The organism is Dactylosporangium sp. NPDC050688 (genome assembly GCF_040654515.1).
Classification (GTDB): Bacteria; Actinomycetota; Actinomycetes; order Mycobacteriales; family Micromonosporaceae; genus Dactylosporangium.
The window spans coordinates 18,810-36,335 of record NZ_JBFAIC010000010.1 but is presented as its reverse complement, the minus strand read 5'-3'; the positions used below and the strand labels follow the sequence as shown (position 1 = coordinate 36,335).

Sequence of the window (17,526 nt, the reverse complement as noted above, 5' to 3'; positions counted from 1 at the left end):
GTGTTGGGCCGTCCGCCCCCCGTGTCGCGCCGTCTGCCCTACTTCGTGGCGGCGAACGGCAGGCCCGCGTGGGCGAGCGCCTCGAGGTACAGCTCCTCGACCGGCCCGAGCTCCGGCAGCTGCCCGTTGAGCTCCAGGTTCACCATCCCGTGCGCGACCGCCCACAGGTGCAGCGCGACGCGCCGCGGGTCACCGGGGCGGAAGACCCCGGCCTCCTGGCAGCGGGCCACGCCGTCCACCAGCGGCTGGTACGTGGCGTCCGCCGCCTCCCGGTCCGCCACCGACGGCTGGAACTGCGGGACGGTCCGGCCGAACATCAGCCCGTACAGGTGCGGGCTGGACAGCGCCGCCTGCCGGTACGCCAGCCCCAGCGCGACCAGGTCCGCGAGGGCGTCGGCGGTCCGCGGCACCGCGCCGAGTGCGGCGCCGAGGCGGCGGAACCCCTCCCTGTGCATGGCCGCGAGCAGGCCCTCCTTGTCACCGAACAGCGTGTAGACCGGCATCGTGGAGACTCCCGCGGCGGCCGCCACCTTGCGCAGCGACAGCCCGGCGGGCCCGTGCTCGCCCAGCAGCCGGGCCGCCTCGTCCACCAGCCGGACCTCGTTGACGGATGCCATACCGCCGACTATAACAATGTTATGAGCGATAACAACGTTATCGACGTGCTGATCCCACTGCACGCGAGCGGCGCCACCGTCGCCATGCTCCTGGGCGCCTGGAACCTGCGCCGCAACCCGAAAGGCGACCGCCCGCACCGCCTGGCCGGCCGGGTCTGGGTCGTCGCCATGTACTGGACGATCCTCAGCTCGTTCTTCATCAAGGAGCTGACCCCGGGGCACTTCAGCTGGATCCACGGGCTGTCCGCGTTCACGTTCGTCACGCTGTCGATCGGCCTGTGGGCCGCGGTGACCCACCGCGTCGAGACGCACCGCCGGTTCATGACCGGGTCGTACTTCGGCCTGCTCGGCGCGTTCGCCGGCGCCGTGGCCGTGCCGTCGCGCGACATCCCGCAGTGGCTGGTGCACGAGCCGCTGCGCCTCACCCTGGCGGCGGCCGCCTGCCTGCTGGTCGCAGCCGCCGTCGTCGTCACCGTCCGGCACCGCCGCGCGGCGAAGCCCGCCGCCCCGGCCGACTCCTGAGGCAGCCTGCCGCCCTCGAACACGGCGATCCAGCCGCACGCCGAGGTGTCGCGGCCAGCCACACGCCGCCCTCCCATGCCAGCCGCCGGCCCACCCCATGATCCAAGGACCACCCTGGCCACCCCAGCGACCACCCCGCTCCTTCGATCAACGCCCACATGATCCAAGTCGCTCCGCGGCCGCCCCCATACCCGCTCGTCGATGCCCGGCACAGCCCGGCACCCCGGAACCGGACCTCACCAGCACCCAAACCACGATCACCCCGCCACCCGTCCCCCCACCCCATGATCCAAGGACCACCCTGGCCACCCCAGCGACCACTCCACTCCTTCGATCAACGCCCACATGATCCAAGTCGTCCCGCGGCCGTCCCCATGCATCCTCGGCGATGCCCGGCACAGCCCCACGTCCTGACGGGCGGCCCGGGGTGTCGTGCGTCTGCGCGACGCCGGCGCCGGCGCGTTCCTCCGGGTGGCCGGCGGGCACCCGGGCACCGGTATCGTGCACCGTGCGGGGCCGGCTCCGGGCGTGCTTCCTTCTCCTGTCGTAGCCGGTCCGCCGGCACGGTGCCTTTGCAGCGCGCCCGCTTCCCGGCCCCGCACACATCACGAGGGGGCCCGGAGCTTGTCCACGACCGTTCCGGCGCGGGCGCGCGCCACGCCCGCGCAGCTGCTGCTGCGGCGCCGCTCCACGGTCGTGCTGTCCACATCGGACGCAACACCGCGGCTGGACGGGTGCACCGCACCGGATATTTCGGAAATGTCCGACGGGCCGGGCGGTGTGGCCGGAGTCGAGGTGCTGGAGGGCCGCCTCGCGGAGCGCGGCTGGCAGCTGTCGCCGGCGCTGCGGGCGGCACTGCTGTGCCTGGGCACCGCGGACCTCGCGGCCACAGCAGCGCGTCTGCTCGCCGACTGCGACCAGCTCGCCGCCACCGGGCCACGCCCGCCCACCGGCCATGACGAGGCCGCCACCACCGGGCCACGGCCACCCGCGGGCCACAACGACCCCGCCGTGACCGGGTCGCACCCGCGCCCCGGCCGCGGTGAGGTTCCCGGTCGGTTGCGGGTGCTGCGGCTGTCCAGCGATCCCGCCGCCGAGCTGACCGCGGAGCTGCGTGCGCTGCTCGGCCGGCCCGGTCTCCTGCCCCCAGGCGACGCCGCCGACCTGCTCGTACTGCTGGCCGCGCATCCCCGGCACGACCTGTCGTGGCTGCCGGAGCGCATCCCCGCCCGGGAGACCAAGGCGCTGGTGCTCGCCTGGCTGCTCGAGCAGCCCGACGAGACGGCCGTGGCGCGGGTGGCGGCCGGCGTGGACACCGCGACCGACGTGCTGCGGATCCTCGTCGTGCGGTCCGGCGGCACCGGGTCCCTCGCCCACCGGCCGCGGCTGGCGACGGTCCCCCGGCCGTTGCGCCGTACCCTGCTGTCGGTGCTGGACCGGCTGCCGGTCGAAGGGCTCGTCGACGACATGCTCCGGCACCGCCGGGCCTGGGTCGCCGCCGGGGAGAAGCTGCACCCGGCCACGTACGCCGGCCGCTACCCCAACGCCGCCCAGGCATTCGCCATCGTCCGCGCCACCACCGCCCCGCACACCACCGCCGGGCCGGACGAGGTTCAGGTCAGCCTGCCGCGCGCCGCCGGAGCAGACCGCATACGTTGACCGTATGACCGAGACGATGCTGCACGTCAACGGGGTCGAGCTGGGTGCGGAGACGTTCGGCGACCCGGCCGACCCGGCGGTCCTGCTCATCGACGGCGCGGCCGCGTCGATGCTGTGGTGGGACGCCGGGCTGTGCGAGCGGATCGCGGCCGGCGGCCGGTTCGTGATCCGCTACGACCAGCGCGACACCGGCCGCTCCACCGCCTGCCCGCCCGGCGAACCCGACTACAGCAGCACCGACCTGGCCCGTGACGCGCTCGGCGTCCTCGACGCGTTCGGCGTGGACCGCGCTCACGTCGTGTGCCGGTCGATGTCCGGCGGGATCGGGCTCATCCTCGGCGTGGACCACCCGGAGCGGGTGGCGACGCTGACGTTCGTGAGCACCTCGACCGGCGAGGGCGGGTTGCCGCCGTCGACGGTGCGGCACCCGGAGCCGACCGGTGACCCGGTCGCCGACACGGTGGCCGTGGTGCGCGCGTACGCCGGCGGCTCCCCGTACTTCGATGAGGCCGCCACCCGTGACCTCGCCCGCCGCGACGCCGCCCGGGCCAGGGACATCGCCACCGCGGCCAACCACTACGCGATGCGGTTCGACCCGCCCGCCGGCGGCGGGTTCGGCGAGCTGAGGGTGCCGGCGCTGGTCGTACACGGGGACTTGGACCCGCTGCTGCCGCTGCCGCACGGCGCCGCGGTGCGTGACGCGGTCCCCGGGGCCCGCCTGGTCGTGCTGCCCGGCGCGGGGCACGACCTGCCGCCGCAGCTGTGGGACCTCTTCACCGCCGAACTGCTGCGGCACACCGGGAACCACCCCGCCGGCCGCGACGTCCGACCATCATGACGAACGATGGACGCGCGCGCTGGCCGGTGGTCGTCGCGGCGGGGGCCGGCACCCTTGTCGCATTGGTCGCGGTGGTACTGGTGGTGAACCGCCCGCCGGACACCCCGCAGGAGGAGGCCGCGCCACCGGTCGCGTCCGGCGCGGCGGACCCGGTGGCAATGGTCGTCGACGACGGCGACACGGTCGAGGCGAGCGGGCAGGTGATCGCCGCGCCAGGGAAACCGGCCAGGTTCTGCGCGCCGGCGCCGGTCCCGGCGATCGGCCGGATCGACGACGCGCCGCCGGCGTGCTCGCCCGGCATCGACGTCACCGGCGTCGACCCGGCGAAACTCACCGGTGCCACGGTCGTCAAGGGCGTCACCGTCGGCCAGGCGAGGCTGCGCGGCACCTGGCGGGCCGGCGTGCTGCAGGTGACCGACCAGGGCCCGCCGGTGTCGCCCACGGCGGCCGAGTTCGACGACACCGTGCCGTGCCCCACGCCGAAGGGCGGCTGGAAGCCCGGCGGCGGCGCCGACCACAACGCCATGCACCAGTACATCTACGAGCAGCACCCCGACCGGTTCCGGCCGCTGCGGGTCGCGCACCCCGACGGCCCGCCGACCGGGGTCACGACCGGCCCGCAGCCGACGGAGGTGACGGTCGTCGAGGTCGTCACGGGTGACCCGGCGAAGGAGGAGCAGCAGCTGCGCAAGCTCTTCGACGGCAACCTGTGCGTGGTCGCGGCGCCGGGCCGCCCCAGCATCGCCCGGCAGGAGCAGCTGCGCGAGCAGGTCACCGCCGGCCTCGACCCGCTGATGTCCGACCCGGTCAACGGCATCTGGTCCGTCGGCGGCGACGACGAGTTCACCGTCGGGCTGATGATGCTCACCCCGAAGCTGTACGACCAGCTGCGCGTCATCGGCTTCGACCTGCTGCGCCCGGAACCGTGGCTGCGCCCGACCACGCAGCGGTGAGCACGCCGCGGATCCGCGGGCGGACGCCGGCGTCCGAGGGCACCGCCCGCGGGTACGTGCCGGCGCGCATCGGGTGGCCCGCGGGCCGGCTGCTCCGCAGTACCAGCGACGGCATCGGCATCGCCGTCACCCTTTGACCCGAACGTCCCGCACCGGCGCGCCACCCGTGGCACCGTGGTGCGGGGGTGGGCGGATTGCTGATGGTGGCGCTGCCGTGCGCGGTGCTGGCCGCCTGCGCGTACGGGGCCGCCACCGCCGTGGAGCACCGGGCCGCCAGCGCCGGCGCCGCCGAGCGCGGCCCCCGGCGGGTGCTGCGGCTGGCCCGCGACCGGCGCTGGCTGGCCGGGCTCGCCCTGGACACGACCGCGGTCGCCCTGCACGTGACGGCCCTCGCGACCGGCCCCGTCGTGCTCGTCCAGCCGTGCCTGGTGCTGGCGCTGCCGGTCGCGCTGCTCGTCGCGTGGCGGCTCGGCGGCCCCCGGCCGGGCGGCCGGCAGCTGCGCTCCTGCGCCTGGATCATCGCCGGCCTCGCGGTCTTCTTCGCCGTCGTCGGCGACCCCGGCGACGCCGACCGCCTCAGCGCCGGGCACGTGCTCGCCGCCGGCACCGCCGTCGCCGCCGCCGGAGCGGGCGCGCTCGCCGCCACCACCGGGCGCGGCCCGAGGACGACCGCGACCGTGTACGGGCTCGTCGCCGGCGCCTGCGCCGGGCTGGCCGCGGTCCTGTTCGACGCAATCGGCGCCGCCTGGCAGGCGCTGGGCGCCCGGGCGCTGCTGCACCCGGACGCCCTGGTCGCCGTCGCCGTCATGGTGCCGGCCGCCGTGGCCGGGGTCGCGCTGGTGCAGGTCGCGTTCCAGCACGACACGATCGGCGCCGGGTACCCCGCGGACCTGACCGCCAACCCGATCACCGCCGTCGTGCTCGGGGCGCTGCTGCTGCACGAGGACATCCCGCACTCGCGGTGGGACCTGGCGCTGTTCGCGGTGTCCCTGGCCGTGGTCGCCGCCGGCGCGTTCCGCCTCGGCACGCCACCGTCGTGACCGCCCCGCGGCCGGCTGGGACCGCGGGGCATTCACGACCGGCCGGGGCGCTAGCCCTTGATGACCGCCGCGCGCCGGATCGCCGCCGCCGCGATCGTGTTCGCGGTCGTGGGATCGCCGCCGCCGGTCACAGGGTCGGTGACCATGACGACGACCACGTACCGTCCGACGGCCGCGGCGACGTACGCCACCCACCGGTCACCCTCGTCGTACGTGCCGAGGAACAGCACCGTGTCCGGCCCGATGTGGTCCTCGGCGAGCCCGACGTAGCCCTCCTCGTCACCGCCGGCCCGGCACCGCACCAGTTGCTCCTTCAACGCCGCCAGGTACGCCTGCGCGCCGCCCGGCCGGTACCGGGCCACGTGCTCGTACACCCGGTGCCGCCCCGAGGTGCCGTAGTCGGCGGCGAGACTGCGCCCCGCCACCGGCTGCGGGACGGGCGTGTCCGCACACGGCTGCGGCAGCAGCGAGTGGGGCAGCCCCGGCTCCACCGGCCCGGTCACCGCCCCGCCGAGATCCTCCGGCTGCAGCATCACCCGGTCCGGGATGCCCCGCACCCGCGCGTCCGCCGCAGCCGCCGTACCGCTCACCATCGCGCCCCCGAGCACCGCGACGGCCATCACCATCAAGAGTTTCCGCATGCCGACGATCCTGCCCATCGGCGAACGGCAATGGACCCCGCGAACTACCCATCCCGGGTGAGTAGAAGTACTCACCCGGGAAGCTCGCAGGGTGGGTATAACCGGTATTTGCGAACTCCCGGTGGCGCTGGGCTGGAGTTAGGCAGACTCCGGCAGGACCTCGTTGTCTGCTGTTCGAGTTCCGTCGGGTTGCGGTCGCGGTGCGCGGTTCATGTGTCGCATGGCGGGCAGCATGAGCGGTGCGGCGGTGGCGACCAGGAAGATCATCGCGAATGTGCAAAGGGTGGTGCGTAGGCTGGTGGCTTCGATGAGGCTGCCGGCCAGGAGCGGGCCGATCGGGGTGCCGATCCAGGCGCTGGCTTTGAGGGCGCCGAGCGTGCGGGCGCGCAGTTGTGGCGGGATGCGTTCATAGAGCACGGCGTTGAGGATCGGGTTGAGCCCTCCGGTGGCGAGCCCGGCGACGAACGCGGCGGTGAGCGCGGGTGGCAGTGTGCCGGTCAAGGCGAGGACGAGTGACAACGGGGCACCGGAGATGAGCGTCCCGATCGTGAAGACGACCCGTCTTGGCAGCTTCGGACCCAGCCAGGCGGCGGTGAGTGCCCCGATGAGGGCTCCAGCCCCGAGTACGCCGGCGACGAGGCCGAGGGCCCATGGCTGGTGCAGGTGCTCGCGGATCCAGACGGGCACGAGCACGGCGTTGATGCCCTGGTCGAGCAGGTTGGTCACGGCGATCATGGCGACCAGCAGGAGCAGCAACCGGTCGGTGCGGATGAACCGCACGCCCTCGGCAAGGTCCGCCGCGTACTGCCGTGTGCTCAGTCGCCGCTCCGAACGCTGCGGCTGAGCGGCTGTCGGGACGAGCATGGCGACGAGCGCGGCGGCGAGCGCGAAGGTGATGCCGTCAACGAGCACGACCGCTGGAGCTCCGAGCGCCGAGACCATGACGCCGGCCGCTGCGGCGCCCACGAACAGGCCGGTCTGGTTTGCGCTGCCGTGCAGACCAGCGGCGCGTTCCAGTGGCACTGCTCCCAGATCTGCCGCTCCTGGCACCAGGACTTGACCTGCGCAGTCGGCCATGCCCCGAACCGCGCCGGCGGCGGCCACCAAGCCGGCAAGAGCCCCCAACGGTAGAAGGTCGATGGCGTAGAGGGCGGGAATGGCGCACACCGCGACCGCTGCTGCGGCGTTGCCCAGCACAGAGATCCGCCGGGCGCCGATTCGGTCGACCAGCGGTCCACCGAGCGCCTGCATCGCGACATACGGTGCCAGCTCAGCGAAGGCGATCAGGCCCGTGCGGGTGGCGCTGCCGGTCGAGGTGAGCACCAACCAAGGGATTGCCAGGGCCGACATCGACGTGCCGAGCACCGAGACGAGTTGGGCAACCAACAGTCCGGTCAACGGCCGCCGTGACAGGTTCTCCGTCATGGGGGCCAACGTCTCCGGGGGGTCACAGCACTAGGCGTACTTGTCGATGCTGCCGGTGACGACCACCCGGCCTGCGGCGTCGGTGCCTTCAAAGCGGAGCATGCCCAGGTTCTGGTCGCCGGTGTACAGCGTCACGGCGTAGAAGTGGAACGGGGCGGCGGCGCCGAGGTCGGCTGTCCTCACCCTCGTGGTCACCGGGCGGCCGGTCCCGCTGACGGCGGTGACCGAGGTGACCTCCGGCGGGACAATGCCGAAGCACCAGAAGAAGTTCCCGATGCCGGCGGACATCACATGGTCCAGTTGCCCGGGAGGGGTCAGGTCGACGAAGTTGTCCTTCGTGCAGAAGCTTGAGCGTTGGGTGACGTCGTCGTACGCCCCGCAGAGCCGGCCGGTCGTGGAGTACCAGACCACGAACGTGACCCGTAGCCGTTGCGGCACGTGGTGCTGGGTCGACGGGTCGGCGAGGAGGATGACGTCGCCGGCCGGCGGCTGCCTCGGGTAGAAGGAGGTCGTGGCCGCGATGGCGAGCGGATCGACGGCCGGACGCGCTGCCTGGTCCCCGGTCACCGCGGCGGTGACCGCGACGGCGAGCGCCACCGCGGCGAACCCGCGCCCGATCCGGCGGCCCAGCGCCGGCCGGGGCACCGCATCGGTGACGAACTGTTCCCCCGAAGTCATGCATTGAGGCTATACGATGCATACCACGGCCGACCTGCGAAAAGCCGCGGGCCGTCATGAACGATGCGCAACGCCGCGAACCAACGCACCAGCAGGCCATGCCCATCTCGGTGAACCGGTGGATGACCTGCCGGACGGAGTCCTCATCGGCCTGGACCAGCCACGCTGTTCGGCGGGCCGAAGCGGACCGGGACGCCGGGTGAGTACAGGACGCTGGCCGGGGGGCCGGTGGGTGCGGGCAGGCCGGCGGCGGTGACCAGGGTGTCGTCGAGGGAGAGCAGTTCGGCGCGGTGCAGCGGCCAGCGGGGGTGCTCGTTGGGCAGGTGCAGGGTGCGGCCCCAGGCGCGGGTGTGCAGCCCCCAGCGGGCGGTGACGAAGTGCTCCAGGGGTGTCGGCTCGGCGATCGCGGCGCCGACCCGGACCGACATGGCGTTCGTGGCGGGGCGGGGGCCCGGCCAGCGGCGGCGGCTGGTGTACCACAGCACGTCGCCGTCGCGGGACAGCCGCATCCGCGCCCACTTGTACGGCAGGCTCAGCGACACGTGCGCGGTGATGACCGGCAGCAGCCGCTCGGCCTCCAGTGACAGGAACACCACGGCGCGGCGGCCCTCGCCGTCGACGCTGTACAGCCGCACGTTCGTCTCGCAGAAGGTGCCGAGGTACGGCAGGCCGGGGCCGCTGAACAAACCGAGGCGCACCATCCGGAAGCCGATCAGGCCGACGTAGGTGACCCCGTCGAGGGTGTCGGGGACGGTGCCGGCGGGCAGGAACGGCGCGACCGTGTCCGGGGGCACCGCCCAGTGCAGGAACGCGAGATCGTGCCAGCGCTGCACGAGCACGGAGCGGCGCACCGGGCGCAGCGTCTCCGGGGTCACGTCCTCGACTCGCATCCCACCATGATGCGGCACGGGCCGCGCGCGCAGCATGGACCGCTGCCACCTGTCGCCATATGGCCATAATCAGGTACAGTGTCCGGCGTGAATGTGCAGCGACACGTACCGGCCGTGTACCACCAGATCGCGGACTTCCTGCGCGCGGAGATCGTCCGCGGCACCTACCCGGCCGGGCAGCCCCTGCCCAGCGAGCGTGAGCTCTGCGAGCGGTACACCGTCAGCCTCACCACCGTCCGGCGGGCCGTCGGGATCCTGCGCGAGGAGGGCATCGTCACCACCCGCCGCGGCGCACCCTCGACGGTGCGGGAACGCCCCGCCCGGTCCACCGTGGTGATGGGCCGCGGCAGCAAGCTCACCTGCCGCATGCCCACCACCACCGAACGCTTCGCCATGGGCATCGAGCGGGGCGTGCCGCTCGTCGAGGTCCGCGACAAATCCGGCCGCGTCGAGGTGTTCCTCGCCGACCGGGTCGAGATCCTCAACCCGGAAGGGCTCGCCGGCGCCGCGACCAGAATCATGGACGTCGCCTGACCGGCCGGGCGCCCGCTACGGCTGCAGCAGGACCTTCACCACGCCCTCCTTCTTCTCCTGGAAGCGCTGGTACGCCCCGGGCGCCGCCTCCAGCGGCAGGCGGTGCGTGGCGAACGACTCGACCCCGAGCGGGTCCGCGTCACCGGTGAGCAGCGGCAGGATCTGCGGCACCCACCGCTTCACGTTCGCCTGCCCCATCCGCAGTTGGATCTGCTTGTCGAACAGCACCATCATCGGCAGCGGATCCGCGGTGCCGCCGTAGACGCCCGACAGCGAGATGGTGCCGCCACGCCGGACCGCGTCGATCGCCAGGTGCAGCGCCGCGAGCCGGTCCACGCCCGCCTTCTCGATGAGCTTCGTCGCGACCACGTCCGGCAGGAACCCGGTGACCGTCTGCGCCAGCTTCCCCACCGGCGAGCCGTGCGCCTCCATGCCCACCGCGTCGATCACCGAGTCGGCGCCGCGGCCGTCGGTCAGGTCCCGGATCGCGTCGGCGACGTCGTCGACCTGCGTCAGGTCGATCACCTCGACCCCGTTGGCGCGGGCCCGCTCCAGGCGCTCCGGCACCAGGTCGACCCCGATCACCCGCATCCCGCGGTGCCGGGCGATCCTGGTGGCCATGTCACCGATCGGCCCGAGCCCGAGCACGGCGAGGGTCCCGCCGTCGGGCACGGCCGCGTACTCGAGGGCCTGCCACGCCGTCGGCAGCACGTCCGACAGGTACACGAACCGGTCGTCGGACGGCCCGTCCGGCACCTTGATCGGCCCGAACTGGGCCTGCGGCACCCGCAGGTACTCCGCCTGCCCGCCGGGGATCTGCCCGTACAGCTTCGTGTAGCCGAACAGCGCCGCGCCCTTGCCCTCCGCGCGCACCTGCGTCGTCTCGCACTGCGTCATGAGCCCCTGCGCGCACATCAGGCAGTGCCCGCACGAGATGTTGAACGGGATCACCACCCGGTCCCCGCTGCGCAGGTGCGTGATGTCCGCGCCGACCTCCTCCACGACGCCCATCGGCTCGTGCCCGAGGATGTCACCTTCGCTCATGAACGGCCCGAGCACCTCGTACAGGTGCAGGTCGGAGCCGCAGATGCCGCTGGACGTGACCCGGATGACGATGTCGTTGGGCTCCTGGACGACCGGGTCGGGGACCGTGTCGACCCGGACATCACGCTTCCCGTGCCACACCACTGCCTTCACAAGTTCCTCCTCTGTCCTGCGTCGCTCCTTCCGCCTACCCCCAGCCGCCCCCCGGAAACGACCAGCCCCGCCACGGCGACCAGCGCGACGGGCAGTGGCGGGGCCAGAGACGGCGAGACATGAGCCGGAGCGGCGGGGCGCGAGCACGCGCGGACAGCAACCACGGTGATGGCGCGCGCATGCGCAGGAAGCTGCCGCGCGCAGCGCAGGCAGTGCGAGCGCAGCGAGCATGGGGGCTCCGGGGTGGGAACCCCCCGGCCGGCCGCGGCGGCAGCCGCCCGAAGCCAGAAACTGCCCGAAGGAAAACCTAGTTCTGCTAAATCTTGACCGAACGTGCATCAGCCAGTATGAATGCATCGAGAGCGCTCTCCCGTCCTCACCGCCACGAACGGGAGACCACCCATGTCCCGATCACGCACGGTCCGACTGCTGGCCGGCGCGGGCGCAGCCCTGCTGGGCAGCGCCTTCGTCGCGCTCGCACAGGCACCACCGGCCCACGCCGCCGATCTCAACCTGACCCAATACGTCAACCCGCTGATCGGCACCGACGACAGCAACTCCCCCAACCCCGTCGGCGGCGGCGCCGGTGGCAGCACGTTCCCCGGCGCCACCGTGCCGTTCGGCATGACCCAGTTCAGCCCCGACACCCCGACCGCGTCGCCGTCCGGGTACCGCGACCGCGACCGCACCATCGAGGAGTTCAGCCTCACCCACTTCAACGGCGCCGGCTGCCCCAACAACGAGGACCTCGGCCTGCTGCCCGTCACCGGTGCGCTCGGCTCCTCCCCCGGCACCGCCTGGACCAGCTACGCCTCGGCGTACACCAAGACCAACGAGGCCGCGTCCGCCGGCTATTACAAGAACCGCCTCGACAAGTACGGCGTCGACACCGAACTGTCCGCGACCACCCGCACCGGCGCGCTGCGCCTCACCTACCCCAGCACCACCACCGCCCGGTTGCTCATCAACACCAGCCGGTCCGCCACCGGCAACCGCAGCGGCTCGGTGAGCATCTCCGGCAGCAACGTCACCGGCAGCGTCACCGCCGGCGGGTTCTGCGGCTCGTCCAAGACCTACCAGATCTACTACTCGATCCGCTTCGACCGGGCACCCTCGTCCGTCGGCACCTGGAACGGCGGCACGATCAGCAACGGCTCCACCAGTACCAGCGGCGTCAACACCGGCGCGATCATCACCTGGGACACGAGCAGCAACCGCACCGTCAACGCGACCGTCGCGCTGTCCTTCGTCAGCGTCGCCAACGCCACCGCCAACCTCAACGCGGAAACCGCCGCCTTCGACACCGTGCGCGCCAACGCCGACAGCGCCTGGAACACCGCCCTCAACCGGGTCCAGGCGACCGGCGGCAGCGCCACCGAGCTGCAGAAGTTCTACACCGCGCTCTACCACGTGATGCAGAACCCGAACGTCGCCAGCGACGTCAACGGCCAGTACCGCGGCTTCGACAACGCCGTGCACACCGCCGCCCACCCCGTGTACCAGAACTACTCCGGCTGGGACATCTACCGCTCGTGGGCCGCGCTCATCGCGTTCATCGCCCCCGACGTCGCCAGCGACATCATGAAGTCGATGGTCCTCGACGGCCAGCAGGGCGGCCTGCTACCCAAGTGGTCGCAGCAGATCAACGAGGACTTCGTCATGACCGGCGACCCCGGCCCGATCATCGTGTCCAGCGCCTACGCGTTCGGCGCCCGCAACTTCGACACCGCCGCCGCGCTGCAACTGATGAAGAACGCCATCGCCGGCGGCACCATGCAGGGCTCACCGATCCGCGGCCGGCAGTCGGAGTACGCGTCCAAGACGTACATCCCCGGCGCACCCTCGGACTCGATGGAGTACTCGGCCTCGGACTTCGCCGTCGCCCAGTTCGCCCGGGCCACCGGCGACACCGCCACCTACACCTCGGCGATGACCCGCGCCCAGTACTGGCGCAACACCTTCAACAGCGAGTCCGGCTACATCCACCCGCGCAACAGCGACGGCAGCTGGCCATGGCCGCTCAACCCCGCGCAGGAGAGCCCTTACACCGAGGGCAACGCCTCCCAGTACACCTGGATGGTCCCCTACAACCTGGGCGGGCTCATCAACCTCATGGGCGGGCCGCAGACCGCGGTGCAGCGCCTCGACCACCACTTCACCGAGCTCAACGGCGGGCTGTCGCGGCCGTACTTCTACATCGGCAACGAACCCGAGCACAACGTGCCGTGGGCGTACCACTTCGCGCAGCGCCCCGGCAAGACCTCCGCCGCCGTGCGGCGCGTCATGAACGAGTCGTTCACCACCGGCGCCGGCGGCCTGCCCGGCAACGACGACCTCGGCGCCACCTCCGCCTGGTACGTCTGGTCCGCGATGGGCATGTACCCGGTCACCCCCGGCGCCGACACCCTCGCCGTCCACGGCCCGACGTTCCCGTCGGTGCTCATCCAGCGCGCCGCCGGCAACATCCAGATCAACGGCGGCAGCCCGTCCAGCCAGTACGTGCAGAGCCTCACCCTCAACGGCTCCGCCGTGGCGAACAACTACCTGCGCTACCCGGACCTCGCCGCCGGCGGCACCCTGCAGTACACGATGGGCGGCAGCGAATCGAGCTGGGGCACCGGCGCGGGCAACGTCCCACCGTCCTTCACCGACGGCGCCACCCAGCCCCCGGCCGCGCCGAACCTCGGCCCCAACCTGGCGCTGAACAAGACCGCGACCGGCTCCGCCGCCTGCGCGAGCGCCGAGTCCGCGGCCAAGGCCGTCGACGGCAGCCTCGCCGGCAACAGCAAGTTCTGCACCGGCAGCGCCCCGCGCTTCCTGCAGGTCGACCTCGGCTCCAGCCAGACCGTCAGCTCGTTCGTGCTCAAGCACGCGGGCCTCGGCGGCGAGTCGACCGGCTGGAACACGGGCGCCTTCACCATCTCCACCTCCACCGACGGCACCACCTGGACCCAGGCCGTGTCCGTCACCGGCAACCGCGCCAGCCGCACCCTGCACCAGGTCTCGCCGCGCACCGCCCGCTACGTCAAGGTGGACATCGGTACCCCCGCCAACGACGGCAACACGGCCGCGCGCATCTACGAGTTCGAGGTGTACGGTGGCGGCGCCCCGACGGGCAACCTCGCCCTCGGCCGCCCCGCCACCGCCGACTCCTCCTGCGCCGCGACCGAAGGCCCCGACAAGGCGGTCAACGGCAGCGTCACCGGCGGCAACGCCGACAAGTGGTGCTCGCTCGGCGCGACCAAGTTCCTGCAGGTCGACCTCGGCAGCACCGTCCACATCGGATCCCTGGTGGTCCGCCACGCCGGTGCCGGCGGCGAGGACGCGGCCTGGAACACCCGCGACTACGACCTGCTGACCTCCCCCGACGGCAGCACGTGGACCACGGCCGCCCAGGTCCGCGCCAACACCGCCAGCGTCACCACCACCACGACGAACGTCAACGCCCGCTACATCCGGCTCAACGTCATCACCCCGACGCAGAACACGAACACCGCCGCGCGCATCTACGAGTTCGAGGCGTACGGCTGACCCACCGGCGGCCGTCACCGCACGCCCCGCGGTGACGGCCGCCGCCAGCTCACGAGCCCGCCGTGAGCCCCTGACCCCGCCGCCAGCTCACGAGCCCGCCGTCAGCTCCTGAGCCCGCCGGCGGCGATCGACAGCAGGTGGCGCACCATGTCCGCCGGGTCCGCCGACTGCTCCCCCGCCCACGCCAGTCCCGCCGCCAGCGCCAGCAGCTGCGCCGCGGTCACGTCGGCCCTCACCTCCCCGGCCTCCTGTGCCCGCCGCAGCAGCAGGCCGCCCGCGGCCCGCATGCCGGCGCACGACGCGTGCAGCCGCGACTGTTCGTCGCGCAGGGCGGCCATCACCGACTCCGGCAACCCCCGGTAGGTCACCGACCCGGCGGCCAGCTCGCCAAGCCACTCCAGCAGCGCGTCCCCCGGCGCGGCGGCCGCCGACAGCTGCTCGGCCCGCTGCCGCAGCGCGTCGAACCGGCTCGCCAGCAGCGCCTCCAGCAGCGCCTCCCGGGTCGGGAAGTGCCGGTACAGCGTGCCGATCCCCACCCCCGCCTGCCGGGCGATGTCGCGCAGCGAGGCGTCGGTGCCGCGCGCCGCGAACGCCTCACGGGCGGCGGTGAGGAGCAAGTCGTGGTTGCGGCGCGCGTCGGCACGGACCGTCTCAGCCATGTGGCTCCCCTCGGCATTGACAATTCGGAGCACCGCTCCGTATTTTCGGAGCAGCGCTCCGGAACGTCCGGGGCGAGCATACCAAGGGGGAACCATGCCCGAACGCACCATCGTCGTGACCGGCGCGACCGGACTGCAGGGCGGCGCCACCGCCCGCCAACTGCTCGCCTCCGGCGAGGGCTGGCACGTGCGGGCGCTGGTCCGCGACCAGGGCACGCCCGCCGCCCGCGCCCTGGTCGAGGCCGGCGCCGAGCTGGTCACCGGCGACATGGGCGACCGCGCCTCGCTCGACGCCGCCTTCGCCGGCGCCCACGGCGTGTTCAGCGTCCAGCCCGCGTACGACGCGCCGCACTTCGAAATCGACGAAGTCCGGCTCGGGGTGAACGTCGCAGACGCCGCGCACGCCGCCGGGGTCCGGCACCTGGTCTACACCTCCGTCGGCGGCGTCGAACGCGGCAGCGGCATCACCCACTGGGACACCAAGTGGCAGATCGAGCAGCACATCAGGGCCCTCGGCGTGCCCGCCACGTTCCTGCGGCCCGTGATGTTCATGGAGAACCACGCCTCCGCCAAGTACGGGGTGACCAGCCCGACCGCCCTGATCCGGATGATCGCCCCCGGCGCCCGGGTGCAGCTCATCGCCGTCGACGACATCGGCGCGTTCGCCGCCCTCGCCTTCGCCGACCCGGCGACCTACCTCAGCCTCGCCCTGGAGCTCGCCGGTGACGAGGTGACCCGCGAGGAGCTCGCTTCGTCCATCACCCGGGCCACCGGGATCGAGATCCCCGCCGCGCCCGTGCCGGCGGAGGTGCTCGCCGGCCAGGGCATCGACATCGACAACGTCCAGCGCGCCGGCTCCTTCGGCGGGTGGCAGGCCGACATCCACGCGCTGCGGCGGCTACACCCGGGCCTGATGGACCTGCGGACCTGGCTCACGAGGGTCGGCGCCGGGCTGTTCGCGCGGCTCGTAGTCCCCGCCACACCCGGTACGGCATCCTAGGAGGCTAGCCAAGCAGCCTTTCGGGCGAAACGGGCACCAGGTCCCGCGCGGGGTGAGATGAGCACCACCAGCGCGGACCCGTTGCCCGGCACTGTCCATCGCCGAGTCAGCGGCCGGTGCGTACCCGCAGGCTGGTGTACCCCTTCAGGCTCAGGCTGTCGCGCCGCTGCGCGTCGCCGGTGAGCGCCAGCGACGGGAAGCGCCGGGCCAGGGCGGGCAGCGCGATCTGCGCCTCCAGCCGGGCGAGCGGCGCGCCCAGGCAGTAGTGGATGCCGCCGCCGAAGGACAGCGGCGCGTTGTCGGCGCGGTCCAGGCGCAGCACGCCCGGGTCGGCGAAGCGGGCCGGGTCGTGGTTGCCGGCGCCGAGGTACGCCACGACCCGTTCCCCCTCCTGCACGGTCACCCCGCCGAGCTCCAGCGGCGCGGTGACCACCCGGCTGCTGAGCTGCACCGGGCTGTCGAAGCGCAGCAGCTCCTCCACCGCCGGCTGGGCGAGCGCGGGGTCCCGGCCGAGCAGCGCGTACTGCTCGGGGTGGCCGAGCAGGGCGGCGACGCCGTTGGCGAGCAGGTTGGTGGTCGTCTCGAAGCCGGCCGCGAACAGCAGCGCGGCGTTGCTGAGGACCTCCTCGTCGGTGAGCCGGTCGTCGGCCGCCTGCGCCTGCACCAGCGCGCTGAGCAGGTCGTCGGCGGGCCGCCGGCGGCGCTGCTCGACGAGCCCGGCGAGGTGGTCGCGGATGGCGGCGGCGGCCGGGTCGGCCCGGGTGAGCACGTCGGGGGTGATCACCTCGAGGACCTGGGTCCAGTCGCGCACGAGGGTCTGGAAGCCGGCGCGCTCCGGCTCCGGCACGCCGAGCAGCTCACCGATCACGTTGACCGGCAGCGGGAACGCGAACGCCTCGACGAAGTCCGCCTCGCCGGCGCCCTCCATGGCGTCGAGCAGGTCCTGCACCATCCGCTCGATCGCCGGGCGCAGCGCCTCGACCCGCCGCGGGGTGAACGCGGAGCTCACCAGCCGCCGCAGCCGCGTGTGGTCCGGCGGGTTGAGCGTCAGCATGCTGGTGAACAGCTGGTGCAGCGCCGGGTGCTCGCGCCAGTCGGGGAAGCCGACGAAGGCCAGCATGTCGGCGGGCAGGTGCTGCAGGCGCGGGTCGCGCACGACCGTCGCGCAGTCGCCGTAGCCGGTCACCACCAGGGCGCCGTCCTCGGCGCGCACGACCGGCGAGATCTCCCGCAGGCGGGCGTAGCGCGGGTACGGGTCGGCACGCCCCGGCATCCGGGTCAGCTCGGCGAGCAGGGCCAGCACTTCCGGGTTCTGCACGATGTCGGGCATTCGTCCACTTTA

At 73.0% G+C, this 17,526-nt stretch carries 17 protein-coding genes; 9 read left to right on the top strand and 8 right to left on the bottom strand.

Annotation, left to right across the window (positions count from 1 at the left end; translation table 11 throughout):
- Positions 1-38: 38 nt before the first annotated feature.
- Entirely contained in the window at positions 39-617 is a 579-nt protein-coding gene (locus AB0H83_RS12255) for a TetR/AcrR family transcriptional regulator (protein WP_360091170.1), read from the bottom strand.
- A 21-nt stretch (positions 618-638) separates the two neighbouring features.
- On the opposite strand from AB0H83_RS12255, the gene AB0H83_RS12250 reads away from it, so the two are divergent.
- The 6 genes from AB0H83_RS12250 (at position 639) to AB0H83_RS12225 (ending at position 5,629) form a co-directional block, all read left to right on the top strand.
- On the top strand, positions 639-1,139 hold the full coding sequence (locus AB0H83_RS12250) for a DUF2306 domain-containing protein (protein ID WP_360091167.1): 501 nt from the start codon (positions 639-641) through the stop codon (positions 1,137-1,139).
- A 624-nt stretch (positions 1,140-1,763) separates the two neighbouring features.
- The gene (locus AB0H83_RS12245) at positions 1,764-2,798 is read left to right on the top strand and encodes a hypothetical protein (RefSeq protein ID WP_360091164.1); all 1,035 of its coding nucleotides are present in this window, start codon (positions 1,764-1,766) and stop codon (positions 2,796-2,798) included.
- Between the two features lie 4 nt (positions 2,799-2,802).
- Positions 2,803-3,636 carry an alpha/beta hydrolase gene (locus AB0H83_RS12240; protein ID WP_360091161.1) on the top strand — a complete coding sequence of 278 codons (834 nt, stop codon included), beginning with the start codon at positions 2,803-2,805 and terminating at the stop codon, positions 3,634-3,636.
- Positions 3,633-4,589 carry a hypothetical protein gene (locus tag AB0H83_RS12235; protein WP_360091158.1) on the top strand — a complete coding sequence of 319 codons (957 nt, stop codon included), beginning with the start codon at positions 3,633-3,635 and terminating at the stop codon, positions 4,587-4,589. Before AB0H83_RS12240 ends, AB0H83_RS12235 begins: the two co-directional genes overlap by 4 nt.
- Positions 4,586-4,726, top strand: a complete 141-nt coding sequence (locus AB0H83_RS12230) for a hypothetical protein (protein ID WP_360091155.1) — start codon at positions 4,586-4,588, stop codon at positions 4,724-4,726. Before AB0H83_RS12235 ends, AB0H83_RS12230 begins: the two co-directional genes overlap by 4 nt.
- A 48-nt stretch (positions 4,727-4,774) precedes the next feature.
- Positions 4,775-5,629 carry a DMT family transporter gene (locus AB0H83_RS12225; protein ID WP_360091152.1) on the top strand — a complete coding sequence of 285 codons (855 nt, stop codon included), beginning with the start codon at positions 4,775-4,777 and terminating at the stop codon, positions 5,627-5,629.
- 50 nt (positions 5,630-5,679) lie between these two features.
- Here the strand turns inward: AB0H83_RS12225 and AB0H83_RS12220 are convergent, their stop codons facing one another.
- The 4 genes from AB0H83_RS12220 to AB0H83_RS12205 form a co-directional block, all read right to left on the bottom strand.
- Complete coding sequence (locus AB0H83_RS12220) at positions 5,680-6,270, bottom strand: hypothetical protein (protein ID WP_360091149.1); 591 nt, start codon at positions 6,268-6,270, stop codon at positions 5,680-5,682.
- Between the two features lie 138 nt (positions 6,271-6,408).
- Positions 6,409-7,695, bottom strand: a complete 1,287-nt coding sequence (locus AB0H83_RS12215) for an MFS transporter (protein WP_360091146.1) — start codon at positions 7,693-7,695, stop codon at positions 6,409-6,411.
- 30 nt (positions 7,696-7,725) lie between these two features.
- Positions 7,726-8,373, bottom strand: coding sequence for a hypothetical protein (locus AB0H83_RS12210; protein WP_360091143.1), 648 nt, complete (start codon positions 8,371-8,373; stop codon positions 7,726-7,728).
- 143 nt (positions 8,374-8,516) lie between these two features.
- The gene (locus AB0H83_RS12205) at positions 8,517-9,263 is read right to left on the bottom strand and encodes a DUF2071 domain-containing protein (RefSeq protein ID WP_360091140.1); all 747 of its coding nucleotides are present in this window, start codon (positions 9,261-9,263) and stop codon (positions 8,517-8,519) included.
- Positions 9,264-9,350: 87 nt separating this feature from the next.
- On the opposite strand from AB0H83_RS12205, the gene AB0H83_RS12200 reads away from it, so the two are divergent.
- Positions 9,351-9,797 (top strand): GntR family transcriptional regulator, encoded by a 447-nt coding sequence (locus tag AB0H83_RS12200; protein WP_360091137.1) that lies wholly within the window; start codon positions 9,351-9,353, stop codon positions 9,795-9,797.
- A 15-nt stretch (positions 9,798-9,812) separates the two neighbouring features.
- Here AB0H83_RS12200 and AB0H83_RS12195 read toward each other — a convergent pair whose 3' ends face one another.
- Positions 9,813-10,994 (bottom strand): zinc-dependent alcohol dehydrogenase, encoded by a 1,182-nt coding sequence (locus AB0H83_RS12195; protein ID WP_360091134.1) that lies wholly within the window; start codon positions 10,992-10,994, stop codon positions 9,813-9,815.
- A 402-nt stretch (positions 10,995-11,396) separates the two neighbouring features.
- On the opposite strand from AB0H83_RS12195, the gene AB0H83_RS12190 reads away from it, so the two are divergent.
- Complete coding sequence (locus tag AB0H83_RS12190; RefSeq protein WP_360091131.1) at positions 11,397-14,525, top strand: GH92 family glycosyl hydrolase; 3,129 nt, start codon at positions 11,397-11,399, stop codon at positions 14,523-14,525.
- Positions 14,526-14,626: 101 nt separating this feature from the next.
- On the opposite strand, the gene AB0H83_RS12185 is transcribed toward AB0H83_RS12190, so the two are convergent.
- Entirely contained in the window at positions 14,627-15,184 is a 558-nt protein-coding gene (locus tag AB0H83_RS12185) for a helix-turn-helix domain-containing protein (protein ID WP_360091128.1), read from the bottom strand.
- Between the two features lie 94 nt (positions 15,185-15,278).
- On the opposite strand from AB0H83_RS12185, the gene AB0H83_RS12180 reads away from it, so the two are divergent.
- The gene (locus tag AB0H83_RS12180; protein ID WP_360091125.1) at positions 15,279-16,184 is read left to right on the top strand and encodes an NmrA/HSCARG family protein; all 906 of its coding nucleotides are present in this window, start codon (positions 15,279-15,281) and stop codon (positions 16,182-16,184) included.
- Between the two features lie 106 nt (positions 16,185-16,290).
- Here the strand turns inward: AB0H83_RS12180 and AB0H83_RS12175 are convergent, their stop codons facing one another.
- Complete coding sequence (locus tag AB0H83_RS12175; RefSeq protein WP_360091122.1) at positions 16,291-17,514, bottom strand: cytochrome P450; 1,224 nt, start codon at positions 17,512-17,514, stop codon at positions 16,291-16,293.
- Between the last annotated feature and the right edge of the window lie 12 nt (positions 17,515-17,526).